This window comes from Mycobacterium sp. FW102-FHT13B02 (genome assembly GCF_058790275.1).
Map to the genome: position 1 here is coordinate 99,586 of NZ_JBYTCM010000019.1, position 14,107 is coordinate 113,692.

Here is a 14,107-nt window from a genome sequence, read left to right on the forward strand (position 1 = left end):
GCTAGGTTTCCACGTCCTGGCCGGCGGCGGGACCCGCGCCGGTGAGCCCGTTCTGCAACCAGTCCTTCGTGCGGCCCGGGTGGTTGGTGGCGACCCAACCAACGCCGAGATCCGCGCAGTAACGCACGTCCTCGTAGTGATCGACGGTCCAGCAGTACAGCGCACGCCCGTGCGCGGCGGCGTGGTCGACCAGTTCGGGATGCTCACGCAGCGTCGTGATGGAGGGGCCCACTGCCGTCGCGCCGACGGTCGTCGACGCACTGCCGCCCAGGTACCGCGACGTCTCGCCGAGTAGCACGGTCGGCAGCATCGGCGCCGCGCGGCGGATCCGCCACACCGCGGCCGCCGAGAACGACATCACCACGGCGCGAGCGAGATCCGCCGACGCCGGCGCCGCGATGCCGTAGCGGTGCAGCAGTGCCAGCACCTTGCTCTCGACCAACGCGCCGTACCGCACCGGATGCTTGGTCTCGATGAACAGCTTCACCGGGCGGCCCCACTCCAGCGCCAGCCGGATCAGCTCGTCGAGGGTGAGCAGGCCGGCCGAGCTCTGGCCGCCCTCGGCGCGGCTGGGGTGCCATGCGCCGTAATCCAATTCGCGAAGCTGGGCCAGGCTCATCTCGCTGACCAACCCGGTGCCGTTGGACGTGCGGTCCACCTTGCGGTCGTGCACACACACCAGATGCCCGTCGCGCGTCAGCCGGACATCGCACTCGAGACCGTCCGCGCCCTGGCTCAGGGCCAGCTCGTAGGCCGCCAGCGTGTGCTCGGGCCGCTCGGCCGATGCCCCGCGGTGCGCCACCACGAAAGAGTTGTTGCGTGTACCGTCTGTGCCGCCACTGCCGTCCACGCCCATGGTCCTATGCTGCCGGTTCCTCTGGCGTGGGCGGGGCCGGAACCGCCGATTCGGTGGCCGACACCTCTGCTTCGCCTGTTTCTTGCGCGCCGACGACCACCCAGCGATGTACGGGTGCATCAGCCTGCGTCCGTTCGAAGGCGTGATAAACGCGCAGGACGGTGGCCAGCGCCAGCATGCCCATGAGGTACGCGATGACCGTCACCTCGGTGCTGTCGGCGATGCCCTGCGGATCGGTCGCGAACATGCCCCCGATGGACCATACGACGACCAGACCCGAGACGGCCCAGATGGACCACCAGATGCCGATGGGACGGCGCAACGCCCTCATCCGGTTCTCGGCCGTCGCCATCTCCGTGACGAACACCGGCGCGAGGAACATGTTCACCACCGGGACGAGGCAGCCCACCCACAAGACCCAGCGGCGGCGCGGGTCCGTCGTGCCGGCCCGGTGGTAGGCGGCTGCGCGGCGGGCGACCAACCAATTGGTCAGCACGATCGCGACCGCCAGCACAGTGAACAGCGCGACGACGCTGGCCGCGACGCCCAGCCAGCTGCCCGCGATGGCCACCCACGGGTTGAGCAGCACCGTGCGGTTGATCAGCAACAGGATGTAGCGCACGACGTGCATCAGGGCCGCGGCGCCGAGCGCGATCATCGCGATGGCCGCGACGCCCTGCACCGTCCCGGTCGACGGTCCGCTACGAGACCGTTCCTGCACCGCGTCCGGCCCAGAGTCCTGCTCGTCGAACTCGTCGGTCAGGCCCCATCGCGGAATGTAGTCGTAGTGCGGCGTCGGCCCCAGCGGCGGTTGGTGTCGCCGCGGCTTCGGCGCCGGGCCGGGCCGGACTGCGATCCACCGGTATCCGCGCGACGACTTCGCCTGACCGGCGGCCGGCACCTGCGCGACAGGCGCCAACAACGGACCGCGACAGCGCGGGCACCACTGACGCTGGCGATCACGCACGTTCCAACGCGTCGAGCACCGGGAACAGACCTGGATCACGGAACCAGCCTACGGGCCCGTCAGACGGCGCCGGGGGCGCCGTCGTCGGTGACGACGGCGCGGCCCAAACCTGCCCAGGCCACCATGCCGCCGGCGACGTTGACCGGCTGGAAGCCGTTGCGGGCGAGGTAATGCGAGACCTTCAGCGACCGGCCGCCGGAACGGCAGATGACGTACAACGCGGCGTCACCATCGATCTCGCCGAGCCGGACAGGCACCTCGCCCATCGGGATGTGCTGCGCCCCGGCGGCATGGCCGCGGGCCCATTCGTCGTCTTCCCGCACGTCGAGGAGAACGGCGGTCCCGTCGAACTCGGTGGGCAACTGATCGACGTCAATCTGCGGCACGTGCACATCGTCCATGGGGTACATGCTGGCACGTGTCGCGCTCGCGGACCACGGGACGCCACGACAGCAATCGGCCAACTATCCACAGTTTCCACAGATTCATCCACAGGCCTATAGAGAGCAAGCAGCCGTCCGTACCGGCCAAAGTGCACCGAACCGGAAATTGACTGGGGATAAACAAGGGCCATTGGTCCCAATTGATCAACAGGCCGATGTGCGGCACGAGCGAAAAAGCTTGCCGAGCTAAGTAATTCCGGCGGCGCAAAAGCCGACCCACCGCCGATGGCGCCCGATTTCCCCCTCCCGCCGGCAAATGGTTATGATCGGCGTCACAACATCCGGTTGTGACAATCCTCACTCCGCTCGAAACGGGAACTCAGGGTTGTTCTGGCAGGTCAGGGAGTATGCAATGGCGGCACATCCGTTGCGTCCGGGCTCCGGCGCATCGCCGGAGTGGCATTCTGCTTTCCCGCCCCGCACCCAAAGCCAACTGATCGCCTGCATCCGCGCCGGCATCATCGCGCTGGTCCTGCTCGTCGTGCTCGTTCTGATCGTTCTGGTCTAAAGCCCCGACAGGCGCCGACCACACCCCTGTTACGGGGGCGTCCTTGCGGTGTGCGCACCGATGGAGCAATGTGGTCTCGGATCTGTGGACGAACCCCAACTAGGGTCGTTGATCCCGCACGCGATCATCTAAGGAAGGAATCCTGTGGCTGAGTACACCCTGCCGGAACTGGACTACGACTACGGCGCCCTGGAGCCGCACATCTCCGGTCAGATCAACGAAATCCACCACAGCAAGCACCACGCGGCCTACGTCAAGGGCGTCAACGATGCGGTGGCCAAGCTTGAAGAGGCACGGGCCGGAGACGACCACGCCGCGATCTTCCTGAACGAGAAGAACCTGGCCTTCCACCTCGGCGGCCACGTCAACCACTCGATCTGGTGGAAGAACCTGTCCCCCAACGGCGGCGACAAGCCGACCGGCGAGCTGGCCGCGGCCATCGACGACCAGTTCGGTTCGTTCGACAAGTTCCGCGCACAGTTCACCGCGGCCGCCAACGGCCTCCAGGGCTCCGGCTGGGCGGTGCTGGGCTACGACAGCCTCGGCGGCCGGCTGCTGACCTTCCAGCTGTACGACCAGCAGGCCAACGTGCCGCTCGGCATCATTCCGCTGCTGCAGGTCGACATGTGGGAGCACGCCTTCTACCTGCAGTACAAGAACGTGAAGGCCGACTACGTCAAGGCGTTCTGGAACGTCGTCAACTGGGCCGACGTGCAGGAGCGCTTCGCCGCTGCCACCACGAAGACCAACGGCCTCATCTTCGGCTGATCTCGCGTTTCCGGTTCGTTAACGGGGCGTCGCGCTTCTGCGCGGCGCCCCGTTCTCGTTCACAATGGACTCAGGGGAAACACCTGGCACTCGGGCACTCTTGCGTGCTAACCCGTGCCTGCCGGACCCTGGTGTATTGATCGAGCCCTCGGAGGCAGCCATGGACAGCGCGTCTGGTCAACCGGTCGAAATTGCGCCGTTCCATTCCGGCGGAGCGCTGAAGGGCTTCGTGGTCTCCGGGCGGTGGCCCGATTCCACCAAGGAATGGGCCCAGCTATTGATGGTCGCGGTACAGGTGGCCTCCCTGCCCGGCCTGCTGGCAACCACCACCATCTTCGGCGCGCGCGAAGAACTTCCAGAACATCCACAGCCTGGGACGGTCGGGCTGGTTCTCGCCGAAGGTCCCGTTGTTGGCGAAACTGCGGTGCCACCCGGATACTTCGCCGACCACCAACCGCCGGCACTGCTGATGCTCCATCCTCCCGCCGAGACGACACCGTCGCTCCCCGAGTGCCGCGGCGCCGCGTCGGGCTGTCTGCTGCTACCCGGACTGCCTTACCTGGGACTTGATCACCGCGCCGCCTGGGTCGAAGCCGAGGCGGACGGCACCATCACCTCGATGGTCAGCCGGGTCGGCGTGGACCCCATCAGCCACCCCGATACCGCGATACTGGCGATGCTGCTTGCCGCCTGACCCAACAGTGGGTTAACAGCAAAGCAGCCCACTTTTCCGCCACGCCTCGGCATGCCGCTTCGGTGGCTCGACAACCGGCATGCGCGGTTACCGCGTCATGCCGCCACGGTTAATTCCCGGTACGCTGACGGCAAATACTCCGGACGACACCGACCGCCCCGCTCCCGGATTGCTGAATCGTCCACCGCCCGACAGAGACTGCGACGCGACATGTTGCCAAAGTCCGGGCAAAATAGCATACGCGTCAAAATTTGCTTCACCCAGCCCCAGGTGAGCGCTCGGATCCGCACCCGGAATCCCAGCTCGCAGGCTTTTCGACAGACAAATATGGTAGCTGGATCGAGTTTTCCCTGGTTTGCACTTGGCTCTCGGCGCAACTCTCGCTACGATAGTCAGCAAATAGTGACACTGACGCCTGCAGATATCGCTAAGTGGAGGAATAACCGATGAGCATGACGTTCGCCGCTCGGCTGAACCGGCTGTTTGACACCGTCTACCCGCCAGGACGCGGTGCCCACACATCTGCCGAGGTCATCGCTGCACTCAAGGCCGAAGGTGTGACCATGTCCGCCCCGTACCTGTCGCAGCTGCGTTCGGGCAACCGGACCAACCCGTCTGTCGCGACCATGGCCGCGCTTGCCAACTTCTTCCGGATCAAGCCGGCCTACTTCACCGACGACGAGTACTACGAGAAGCTCGACAAGGAGCTGACCTGGCTCGCCAACATGCGCGACGAGGGCATCCGCCGCATTGCCGCTCGCACCGTCGGCCTGTCCCCTGAAGCCAAGAAGGACCTCGCCGACAAGGTCGACGAGCTGCGTCGTCAAGAGAACCTCGACAGCTAATCCGGTTAGCCCGATCGGGCTAACCACAATACGACCAGCGGATTCCGTTAATCCGCTGGTCGTACTGCTTTAACCCGGCTTACAGACGCCTTGGCGGCCGTTCCGGTCGCATCAGCCTTCCCCTGCCGATCCAGCTCCCGGTACTGCGCGGCAATCGCCAGGATCCATTCACGATCCGAATACGTCGTCGGCTGCCGCAGCCAGGCCGGGCCGGGGAACTTCGTTCGCGACCCGCCCTTCGGCCGGTCGCTGCGACCGTCGTAAATCCAGCCGGCCACGCGCCGCGCCTGGGCGTCCGGTGCCACGTCGACGCGCTCGGTGTCCGCAATATGGCCACCGTCCAGGATGGCCGTGGCTTCCAGGTACAGCGCATCGGAAATCAGCGACATCTGCTCGGCGACCCGGAACAGCAGCGGGCCGCGCGGACGCTCACCGATGCCGATGTTCGGATGACGGCGACTGAGCTCTGCGAGCAGCGGAGCGATGGTCCGCAGTTCCCGCCGCGCCCCGAACCAATCCTCGACGCTGGGCAGCAGCGAGCCGCTGGCCACCACCAGCATGGCGCAGCCGAGGATGGTCGCTGCGGCCCCGACGCCCACCAGCTGGGTGCTGCCGACGGCGCGCAGCAGGATGAAGGCGCTGGCCAGCACGATCAGCACGATGCCGACGCTGAACACGAACAGCGCCCGGCCGCGCCGGGTCCGGTTGGAGTTGCGCACCCCGGCCCACGCCACGAGCGTAAGCGCCAGCAGCACGTACAACAACGGCAGCAGCCACGACAACGAGTTGCCACCCGACCCGAGATTTCTGCGCAGGTACTCCTCCGGTGCCATCTCCGGCTGCTGCGGGGTCAGGAAGAACAGCACCAACGTGAGCACCGCGATCGCCCCGGCGACGCCGTACTGGACCAGAGCGATGCGGCGGATGGCCTGTGGCTTGCGACTGGACGACGCCGACGTGATCATCACGCAGCTGCCGGCGGCACAGGCGATCAGCGCCACCTGACTGAGCATGCTGGACACGTTGGGCCAGTGCAGGATCGTGTCGAGCAGCAGCGTGAGCGGCTCCCAGTTCAGTGCCGCGACCAACCCCAGACTGCCGAGCGCCACGATCATCGCTGCGCTGACGAGCGACTGCTTGTTGACCAGGGCCCAACCGATACGCAGGCCGGTCGCCAGGCCGAGCAGGCCGGCGATTACCCAGATGATCAACCAAACGCCTCGCCGAGACGGATCTGGACGATCGAGGAGCGGTCAGAAGGCAGGCGGCCCAACCGGTGAATCAGCAGCGCGGCGAAGTCTTCGGCTTCCTGTTCAGCCTCTTCACCGGCCGGTCCCATGCAGCCGGTTCGCTGGTTCAGCATGTAAGCGATCAGATCCGAACTGGCCAGTTCCGTGGTCTCGCGGGCCGCCTCGGCGACCGAGACGCCGTCATGGCCGAGCACCAGGTGACCGAGCTCGTGAGCGAGGGTCCTGTCACCGGCCGGCAGTCCCTTCTGCAAAAGGAACACGTCACGGTCGTTGTACTGGCGCCACTGTCCGCACACCCCGGAGGGCAGGTCGGCCATGGTCACCTCGATCGGGCGGCCACGATCTTCACTGACGGCTTCGACAAGACGGGCAAGTGAGACTTCACCACGTCGCGGAGCCAGATCCAGCACCGAATTGACTGCGCGTGTGACGCGGCGGCTCGCGGGCATGCCGAACCCCCTTTCACTACGATTGGCACGGCTGCCATCAATTGTGCCGCAGCCCCGTTCGGTCAGGTCATAAATCGTGCGGTGCCGCTGCGGCGGACCACATGACCTGCGCGCGCCTGCCGGTATCCGACCAGCCCACCGGCCCCCGTCAGAATGAGGATGCCCGTGAAGCCTGGGACGGCCACCGCCGCGACCTCACTGAGACCGGCTGCGCGCAGGTAATCAGGATATCCGGCGCGGAACGCGGAGTCGGCGACGATCTCGTTCTTGGCGCCGAATGTGGTCGGTTGTGGTGACCGCACCACCGGGATTTCCGCCGGGGCACTGACGACGACCGGGCTGTCGAGTTTCAGTGCGGGAAACGCGGGCGTGTCCAGCACGGGCGCCGACGGCAAGCTCGCCGCCGGCGCGGGCATGCGGTTCTGCCGTCCGAGATTCATGGTCGGCACGGCTTGCCCGCTCAGCATCGACAGCGATGTCTGCATGAACGGCAGCGAGGTCGCCGCGTCGAGCGTCGCGTTGGTGAGGCCCGCGACGAAGTCGTACACCGGCTCGAAGTGGGCGAGCACGAAAACCGGGATAGCGGCCAGCTGCGCGAGTACCGGAATGTTCGACATGTCGGGAAGCTGCGGGAGCTGGTCCCACAGCGGCAATCTCGGTACCAGCGATGCCAGCGGAATCTTCGTCAGGTCCACGCTCTGCACGGTGCCGGTCGGGGTCATTTGGACCGCAGCGGACGGCAGGGAGAACGTGAGGCCCATCAGGTTGAGGGTGGTCGTCGGGGCGGGAGTCGTCTTGGGGGGCGCCATGGTGGGCGCTGTGGTGGGCAACGCCGACGACGCGGGGCTGGCCGAACCGCTTCCGGAAGTGACGCCACTCGGGGCCGGGAGGGCAGGCAGGCTCGGCAGCGCAGGAAGGTGGGGAAAGGCCGGGAGGCCGAGGAGGCCCGGGATGTCGGGGAGGCCCGGGAGGCTGGGGAGCCGAAGACTGGGGAGGCCCACCGCGGTCGCCGGCGCCGGACCGGTCGCGCTCGTCGGTTCGGTTGCGCCGGTCGGAGCGGGTTGGCTTGTCGCGCCCGTCGTTGCCGGCGCCGTGGTACTGCCCGTCGTCCCCGTTTCGGTCTGCTGCGTCGACGAGCCTGCCGACGGCTGATGTTCGCCAGCAGCCGGGTTCGCTGTTCCGGATTCCTCGGATCGACCCGGGGAACTACCTGCATTTTGTTTGCTGGGAGGATTATTTTGGGACGCATTTTTGCCCGATTCGCCGGCATTACCCGGACCCTGGACACCGGTTCGCGAACCACCGTGAGCAACGCTGCCGGATGTGTCGCGCTTATCCTTTTTCATGCCCGAATCGGCATTATCGGCGGACGGGGCGTCGGACTGGCCGCCGGCCGGCTTGGTCGTCCGGCCGGGGTTCCCATGCCCGCCACCAGCGGCTGAGCTGCCATCGGGCTTCTTGGAGTCGCGAGCAGCACCGCCACTGTGGTCACTCGAGCCACCACCCGAACCTGCAGAATCAGCGAAGGCGTTCGCGCCTCCCATGCCAGCGATCAACAGCCCAGATGCCATCAGAGCGGCAGCTGTAGCTATGCGTTGGCGTGGCGCCATCGTCCCCTCCGCTTTCATGGCATCAAAAACCCGCTCAGATGAATTCCGAATAATTGTCTCACAGCCGCCGGACTTTGTTTGCTGGATAAAGTAGCGAGAAATGTGGGAAATTCCACCCTTGAATTGCGCCCGAATTCGACGCGCGACCCGGTGCCCGATTCCAGCCCACGGACGATAAGGTGACGACACCAATCGCAGCAAGATCGTGCACACGTGTCGAGGAGACCGGGAGGTCAGCGGAGAATGGGCCTGTTCAAGCGACGCAAGAGCCGGGCAACCCGCCGCGCCGAGGCGAAGGCGATCAAGGCGAAGGCAAAACTCGAGGCGAAGCTGTCCGCGCGGAACGAGGCCCGTCGCATCAAGGCGGACGGCCGTCGGCAAACGAAGCGCGACCGGGCCGGCGTCAAAGCCCAGCGCGACAGCGACAAGATGGCGCTCAAAGTTGCTGAAACGCAGCTGCAAGCCGCCCGCGAGGGCAAGCTGCTGTCGCCGACCAAGATTCGCCGGCTGCTGCTGGTGTCGCGAATCCTCGCCCCCGTCGTCGTGCCTGTGGCGTACCGGGCGGCGATCGCCGCGCGGGGAGTTCTGGACCAGCGCCGCGCAGACCAGCTGGGTGTGCCGCTGAGCCAGATCGGCCAGTTCTCCGGCACCGGAGGCGCGCTGTCCGCGCGAATCGCGGGAGCCGAGCGCTCGCTGCGCCAGGTGGCCGAGAACAAGCCCAAGGACGCCGAGACCAAGCAGTTCGTGACGACGCTGACGAGCAAGCTGGCCGACCTTTCCGCCGCGGTGACGGCAGCGGAGAACATGCCGGCTCCGCAGCGACGGACCGCGCACGCAGCCATCGACAACCAACTCAACGGCATCGACGCGGACGTCCTCGCCCGGCTCGGGGTGTCGTAACCGCTCGGAGGAGCATCCGCATGGCAGACGAGCAGAATTCCCCCGACGAGACGCCGCCCAGCGTTCCGGCGAAGAAGACACCCGCCGATAAGGCACCGGCCGAGAAGGCCCCCGTCAAAAAGACGCCGGCGAAAAAAGCCGCTGCCAAAAAGGCACCCGCCAAGAAGGTGCCGGCGAAGAAGACGCCCGCCAAGAAGGCTGCCACCACCGCCCCGGCCAAGAAGGCGCCCGCGAAGAAGGCTCCGCCGAAGGTCGCGCCACCGCAGCCGCCGGCACCCGAACCCGAGCCCACGGCCCCGACTCCCGAGCCTCAGGCCCCGCTGCCCATCCTCACGCTGGCTCCGCCCGCTCCCCAGCGCTCGCGAGTGCCGGCGCCCGCGATCATCGCCGCGAGCGTGCTGGCCCTGCTCGTCGTGCTGCTGGTCCGACGCCGCGCCGCGGACTGACAGCGCCCCTGAGATAATCAGCGGGTGACCATCGAACCCCGCGCCACCGCTGACCTCGTCGACGAGATCTATCCCGATGTCCGTAGCTGCGATCTGCAGCTGCAGAACTACGGCGGTCGGACCATGTTCGCCGGCCGGATCACCACGGTGAAGTGCTTCCAGGACAACGCCCTGCTCAAGTCCATCCTGTCCACGCCGGGCGACGGCGGCGTCCTCGTGGTCGACGGCGACGGATCCCTGCACACCGCCCTCGTCGGCGACATCATCGCCGGCCTGGCTCACGACAACGGCTGGTCCGGTGTCGTCGTCAACGGACCGGTGCGTGACGCCGCGACGCTGCGCACCATCGACGTCGGCATCAAGGCCCTGGGCACCAACCCCCGCAAGGGCACCAAGACCGGTGCCGGCGAGCGCGACGTCGAGGTCACCTTCGGCGGCGTCACCTTCGTCCCGGGTGACATCGCTTACTGCGACGAGGACGGCATCGTCGTCGTCTCCTCCTGATCCAAACCGGACCCACTCGCGGCAACGCGAAAACCCCCAAAATCCTTTGACTTTGGGGGTTTTCGCGACTGTAGGTCAGTGAACTACGCGTTCACGGCGACCCGGTGTTTCGTGAACTGCAGGGCCTGCTCGTCGACCTTGCCGTACCGGATGGTCCGCATGTCGAAGAAGTAGTTCTGCTTCAGCTTCCACGGCGCTTCCGAACCCGACTTGGGCAGGCTGTCCATGGCCCGCTTGAAGTAGCCCGGGGTGAAGTCCATGAACGGCAGCTCGTCGACGCTGTTACCCGGGTGCTGCGGCTCGACGCGGTCAAACCCGTTGGCGTCCATGTAGTTCAGCACGCGGCAGATGAACTCCGAGACCAGGTCGGCCTTGAGGGTCCAAGACGCGTTGGTGTACCCGAAGGTGATCGCCATGTTCGGGACGCCTGAGAGCATGAGGCCCTTGTAGGTCATGCACGAGGGCAGGTCGATCGGCTCACCGTTGCGGTGCGCGACCGCGCCACCGAACAGCTGCATGTTCAAACCTGTTGCGGTGACGATGATGTCGGCCTGCAGCTCCTCGCCCGAGCTCAGCTTGATGCCGTTCTCGGTGAAGGTCTCGATGGTGTCGGTGACGACGCCGGCTTTGCCCGAGCGGATGGCCTTGAACAGATCGCCGTTCGGCGCCAAGCAGACTCGCTCGTCCCACGGGTTGTAGCGCGGGCTGAAGTGCTTGTCGTAGTCGAAGCCTTCGGGCAGGCGTCGGGTCGCCATCTCGCGCAGCGCCTTCTTGAACACGGCCGGGAACTTGCGGGCAAGCTGGTACTGCCCAGTGCTGTAACCGATCTGCTTCCAGCGGTTCACGAAGTGCGCCAGGTGCTTCGGCAGGTACTTGTTGGCCTGCTTGGCCACCGGGTCCTCGAGCGGCAGCGCGCCGATGTACGTGGGCGACCGCTGCAGCATTGTCACGTGGCCGACGCCACCGTTCACGAGTGACGGGATCAGGGTGACGGCCGTTGCGCCGGAACCGATCACGACGACATTCTTGCCGGTGTAGTCCAGGTCCTCGGGCCAGTGCTGCGGGTGCACGATCTGTCCCTTGAAGTCGGCAGCGCCCGGAAACTCGGGCGAGTAGCCCTCGTCGTAGTTGTAGTAGCCGCTACACACCGACAGGAACGACGCGGTGATCTGCTTTTCCTCGCCACCGGCGGTGATGGTGATGGTCCAGCGGTTTTCGGCGTCCGACCAGTCCACCGAGGTCACCTGCTGGCCGGTGCGGATGTGCTGCCGGATGCCGTTCTCGTCGGCGGCCTCGTTGATGTAGTTCCAGATCGACTGGCCATCGGCGATCGACTTGGCCGACTCCCACGGCTTGAACCGGAAGCCGAGAGTGAACATGTCCGAGTCGGAGCGGATGCCCGGGTACTTGAACAGGTCCCAGGTGCCACCGATGTTCTCCCGGCGCTCCAGGATCACGTAGCTCTTGGTGGGGCAGCGGTCCTGGAGATGCCAGGCGGTGCTGATGCCGGAGATCCCGGCGCCGACGATGACAACATCGAAGTGTTCGATCATGGTACCGACGGTATCAACGCGGTGTTGAGTCGGTCAACAGCGTGTTGAAAAACTCGACAAACTGTTAGGCTCAGCTGCGTGAGTACCGCCGCACAGACCCGGACACCCCGGGGCCGACGTGCGACTCGACCCTCGGGTGACGATCGCGAAGCCGCCATTCTGGCCACCGCGACAACGCTTTTGCAGCAGCGCGCGTTTGCGGAGATTTCCGTCGATGACCTGGCCAAAGGCGCCGGCATCTCGCGGCCGACGTTCTACTTCTACTTCTCGTCCAAGGAAGCGGTGCTGCTGTCGCTGCTCGATCCACTGATCAAGCGCGCCGATACCGGGTTCGACGGCGCACTCGAAGACATGCCGGCCGACCCCAAGGAGGCCATCCGGCACGGCATCGAGATCTTCTTCAGCTCATTCGGCTCCCACCCCGCCACCGCCCGGGCGGGCGTCGAAGCGGTCAGAACGGTTCCCGAATTCCGCGAGTTCTGGGCCGGCCTCATGCAGAAGTGGATCAACCTGACCGCCGCCCTGATCGCCGCAGAACGCGCCCGCGGCGCCGCCCCGGAGACCATGCCGGCCCGCGACCTCGCGACCTCGCTCAATCTCATGAACGAGCGCATGATCATGGCCACCTTGGCCGGTGAGCCGGGTGCCGTCGCTCACGACGACGTGGTGAACACCCTCACCCACATTTGGCTGAACAGCATCTACGGCAGCTGAGTAACCGACGCGGAAGACCCGAAGGCCTATCCGTCAAACCGACTTGGTGACGCCGTAGTAGGCCACGACGTCGTCGGTGTCGCTGGTGGAGCTCGTCAGCAACGCATACGACCGCAGGAACGACTGCCCGAGGCAGCCGTCGACCTTGACGTGGGTGTCCTTGAGGGTGACGCGGACCGGTGCGGACTTGAACGACTTCTTGTCGACGGGCACGGTGGTGACCGTGCCCGGCTTCGGGTGGACTTCGATCTGGCCCTGGATCGGGACGCTCACGCCGGTCGGGATGAGGCCGGCCAGGGTGGAACCCGAGGTGCTGACACCGACCGAGCCGATCAGCTTCACCATGCCGAGCTCCATGCCGCAGCCGATCTGGTAGCCGGCCTCCAGCGTGCCGCCATTGAGCGTGGTCTTGCCGCTACCGGCCACGGTGCCGGTGAAGGTGCCGCCCACCAGGTACTCGCGCGAGCTGACCGCGGTCGTGAGAGGTGCGACGGGGAGTTCGGTCTCGTTCTTCGCCACCACGGTGAGGATCCAGCCGTCGGGGGTCGTGACCGTCGCCGGTTCTTCCGAGGCCACCAGCCCCGTGTCCGGCGGCGGGTCGACCGGGTCGATGGGGTCGGCCAGTGCGGGCGACGCAACGGCTGCCGACGACAACACGCCGGCGGCGAACAAGACAACAACACGATTCAACATGGGTACGGCACCTCTCGGAAGCTCAGATCGAAAAAACTGGAAAGCTCAGCGCTGCAAGGCAATCGGGCTGACCTACACGGACTTGGTGACGCCGAGGTAGGTGATGACGTCGTCGGTGTTGTCGGTGGAGCTGGTCAAGGTGGCGTAGGACCGGATGAAGGACTGGCCGGCGCACTGGTCGGTCTTGATCCGCACGCCGGTGATGCTGACGCGGGCGGTGGTGCCCTTGAACGACTTCTTGTCGATCGCGACGGTGGTCACGGTGCCGGGCTTGAGGTAGACCTTGCCCTGCAGGCTGATGCCGGTGCCCAGGCTGGGGTCGGTGCCGGCGAACGGAATCTTGATGCCCGGGGTGAAGCTGATACCGGGGTTGATCTCGGTTTCGTCGGAGATGATGCCGCAGCCGATCTGCTCACCGGCTTCCAGGGTGCCGCCGGCGAGCTTGGTCTTTCCGCCGCCGGTGACGGTGCCGGTGAAGGTGCCGGCGACCCAGTACTCACGTGAGGACAGGGCGGTGGTCAGCGGGGCGACCGGCAGCTGGGTTTCGTTGCTGCCCACGACTGACAGGTGCCAGCCGTCGGGGGTGTCCAGGACACCGGCCGGTGCCGAGGGCACGGCGCCTTCGCCTGGGGGCGGCGGGCCGGGGTTGCCGGCGGGCTGCACGGGGGCGGCGGGATCGGCCGGCGGGTCAGCGAGTGCCAGCGGCGCGGTGCCGACCGGGAGCACCACGCAAAGGGCTGCCAACATGGCAAAACGGTTCGACAAGATAGGTGTGCCTTTCGCTGTGAGTAGCCAGACGATGTCAGGACGGCGACCTGATCCGATTTCCTATCCGTATCCGCGCAGTAAGGAGCTGTTCACACTGCCATCAAGCCCGGCGTGAGAGTTTTCACACCTAATGCGCCCA

General features: G+C 66.2%; 17 protein-coding genes. 8 read left to right on the top strand and 9 right to left on the bottom strand.

Annotation, left to right across the window (positions count from 1 at the left end):
* Window position 1 precedes the first annotated feature (1 nt).
* Genes AC3WTE_RS25225 through AC3WTE_RS25235 form a run of 3 tightly spaced genes read right to left on the bottom strand, consistent with a single transcriptional unit; the run spans window position 2 to window position 2,224 of the window.
* Window positions 2–856: a glycerophosphodiester phosphodiesterase gene (locus AC3WTE_RS25225; protein WP_492441930.1), complete on the bottom strand. Its 855-nt coding sequence runs from the start codon at window positions 854–856 to the stop codon at window positions 2–4.
* Between the two features lie 4 nt (window positions 857–860).
* Window positions 861–1,823 carry a DUF4328 domain-containing protein gene (locus tag AC3WTE_RS25230; protein WP_492441932.1) on the bottom strand — a complete coding sequence of 321 codons (963 nt, stop codon included), beginning with the start codon at window positions 1,821–1,823 and terminating at the stop codon, window positions 861–863.
* Window positions 1,824–1,882: 59 nt separating this feature from the next.
* Entirely contained in the window at window positions 1,883–2,224 is a 342-nt protein-coding gene (locus tag AC3WTE_RS25235) for a rhodanese-like domain-containing protein (protein WP_492441934.1), read from the bottom strand.
* A 394-nt stretch (window positions 2,225–2,618) separates the two neighbouring features.
* Here AC3WTE_RS25235 and AC3WTE_RS25240 point away from each other — a divergent pair, with 394 nt between their 5' ends.
* From AC3WTE_RS25240 to AC3WTE_RS25255, 4 genes are all read left to right on the top strand, one after another.
* Window positions 2,619–2,774 carry a hypothetical protein gene (locus tag AC3WTE_RS25240; protein ID WP_459367447.1) on the top strand — a complete coding sequence of 52 codons (156 nt, stop codon included), beginning with the start codon at window positions 2,619–2,621 and terminating at the stop codon, window positions 2,772–2,774.
* 144 nt (window positions 2,775–2,918) lie between these two features.
* Window positions 2,919–3,542, top strand: coding sequence for a superoxide dismutase (locus AC3WTE_RS25245; RefSeq protein ID WP_020099575.1), 624 nt, complete (start codon window positions 2,919–2,921; stop codon window positions 3,540–3,542).
* Window positions 3,543–3,702: 160 nt separating this feature from the next.
* Window positions 3,703–4,236 (top strand): peptidase, encoded by a 534-nt coding sequence (locus AC3WTE_RS25250; RefSeq protein ID WP_492441937.1) that lies wholly within the window; start codon window positions 3,703–3,705, stop codon window positions 4,234–4,236.
* Window positions 4,237–4,682: 446 nt separating this feature from the next.
* Window positions 4,683–5,081, top strand: a complete 399-nt coding sequence (locus AC3WTE_RS25255; RefSeq protein WP_020099577.1) for a helix-turn-helix domain-containing protein — start codon at window positions 4,683–4,685, stop codon at window positions 5,079–5,081.
* A 47-nt stretch (window positions 5,082–5,128) separates the two neighbouring features.
* On the opposite strand, the gene AC3WTE_RS25260 is transcribed toward AC3WTE_RS25255, so the two are convergent.
* The 3 genes from AC3WTE_RS25260 to AC3WTE_RS25270 form a co-directional block, all read right to left on the bottom strand.
* The gene (locus AC3WTE_RS25260; protein WP_492441939.1) at window positions 5,129–6,292 is read right to left on the bottom strand and encodes a hypothetical protein; all 1,164 of its coding nucleotides are present in this window, start codon (window positions 6,290–6,292) and stop codon (window positions 5,129–5,131) included.
* Complete coding sequence (locus AC3WTE_RS25265) at window positions 6,289–6,780, bottom strand: DUF955 domain-containing protein (protein ID WP_459367450.1); 492 nt, start codon at window positions 6,778–6,780, stop codon at window positions 6,289–6,291. The genes AC3WTE_RS25260 and AC3WTE_RS25265 overlap by 4 nt, the downstream gene beginning before the upstream one ends.
* A gap of 62 nt (window positions 6,781–6,842) precedes the next feature.
* A complete protein-coding gene (locus AC3WTE_RS25270; protein WP_492441941.1) occupies window positions 6,843–7,589 on the bottom strand; it encodes a hypothetical protein in 747 nt (248 codons plus the stop codon).
* A gap of 1,044 nt (window positions 7,590–8,633) precedes the next feature.
* On the opposite strand from AC3WTE_RS25270, the gene AC3WTE_RS25275 reads away from it, so the two are divergent.
* From AC3WTE_RS25275 to rraA, 3 genes are read left to right on the top strand one after another with little or no spacing between them, the layout of a single operon-like run.
* Complete coding sequence (locus AC3WTE_RS25275; protein WP_492441943.1) at window positions 8,634–9,290, top strand: DUF6474 family protein; 657 nt, start codon at window positions 8,634–8,636, stop codon at window positions 9,288–9,290.
* Window positions 9,291–9,310: 20 nt separating this feature from the next.
* Complete coding sequence (locus AC3WTE_RS25280) at window positions 9,311–9,736, top strand: hypothetical protein (RefSeq protein ID WP_492441945.1); 426 nt, start codon at window positions 9,311–9,313, stop codon at window positions 9,734–9,736.
* A gap of 24 nt (window positions 9,737–9,760) precedes the next feature.
* Entirely contained in the window at window positions 9,761–10,240 is a 480-nt protein-coding gene (gene rraA / locus AC3WTE_RS25285; protein WP_492441947.1) for a ribonuclease E activity regulator RraA, read from the top strand.
* An 83-nt stretch (window positions 10,241–10,323) separates the two neighbouring features.
* Here the strand turns inward: rraA and AC3WTE_RS25290 are convergent, their stop codons facing one another.
* Window positions 10,324–11,793 carry a flavin-containing monooxygenase gene (locus AC3WTE_RS25290; protein WP_492441949.1) on the bottom strand — a complete coding sequence of 490 codons (1,470 nt, stop codon included), beginning with the start codon at window positions 11,791–11,793 and terminating at the stop codon, window positions 10,324–10,326.
* 78 nt (window positions 11,794–11,871) lie between these two features.
* On the opposite strand from AC3WTE_RS25290, the gene AC3WTE_RS25295 reads away from it, so the two are divergent.
* The gene (locus AC3WTE_RS25295) at window positions 11,872–12,507 is read left to right on the top strand and encodes a TetR/AcrR family transcriptional regulator (RefSeq protein WP_492441951.1); all 636 of its coding nucleotides are present in this window, start codon (window positions 11,872–11,874) and stop codon (window positions 12,505–12,507) included.
* Between the two features lie 33 nt (window positions 12,508–12,540).
* Here the strand turns inward: AC3WTE_RS25295 and AC3WTE_RS25300 are convergent, their stop codons facing one another.
* Complete coding sequence (locus AC3WTE_RS25300) at window positions 12,541–13,200, bottom strand: MspA family porin (protein WP_492441953.1); 660 nt, start codon at window positions 13,198–13,200, stop codon at window positions 12,541–12,543.
* Between the two features lie 72 nt (window positions 13,201–13,272).
* The gene (locus AC3WTE_RS25305) at window positions 13,273–13,947 is read right to left on the bottom strand and encodes an MspA family porin (RefSeq protein WP_492435705.1); all 675 of its coding nucleotides are present in this window, start codon (window positions 13,945–13,947) and stop codon (window positions 13,273–13,275) included.
* Window positions 13,948–14,107 lie beyond the last annotated feature (160 nt).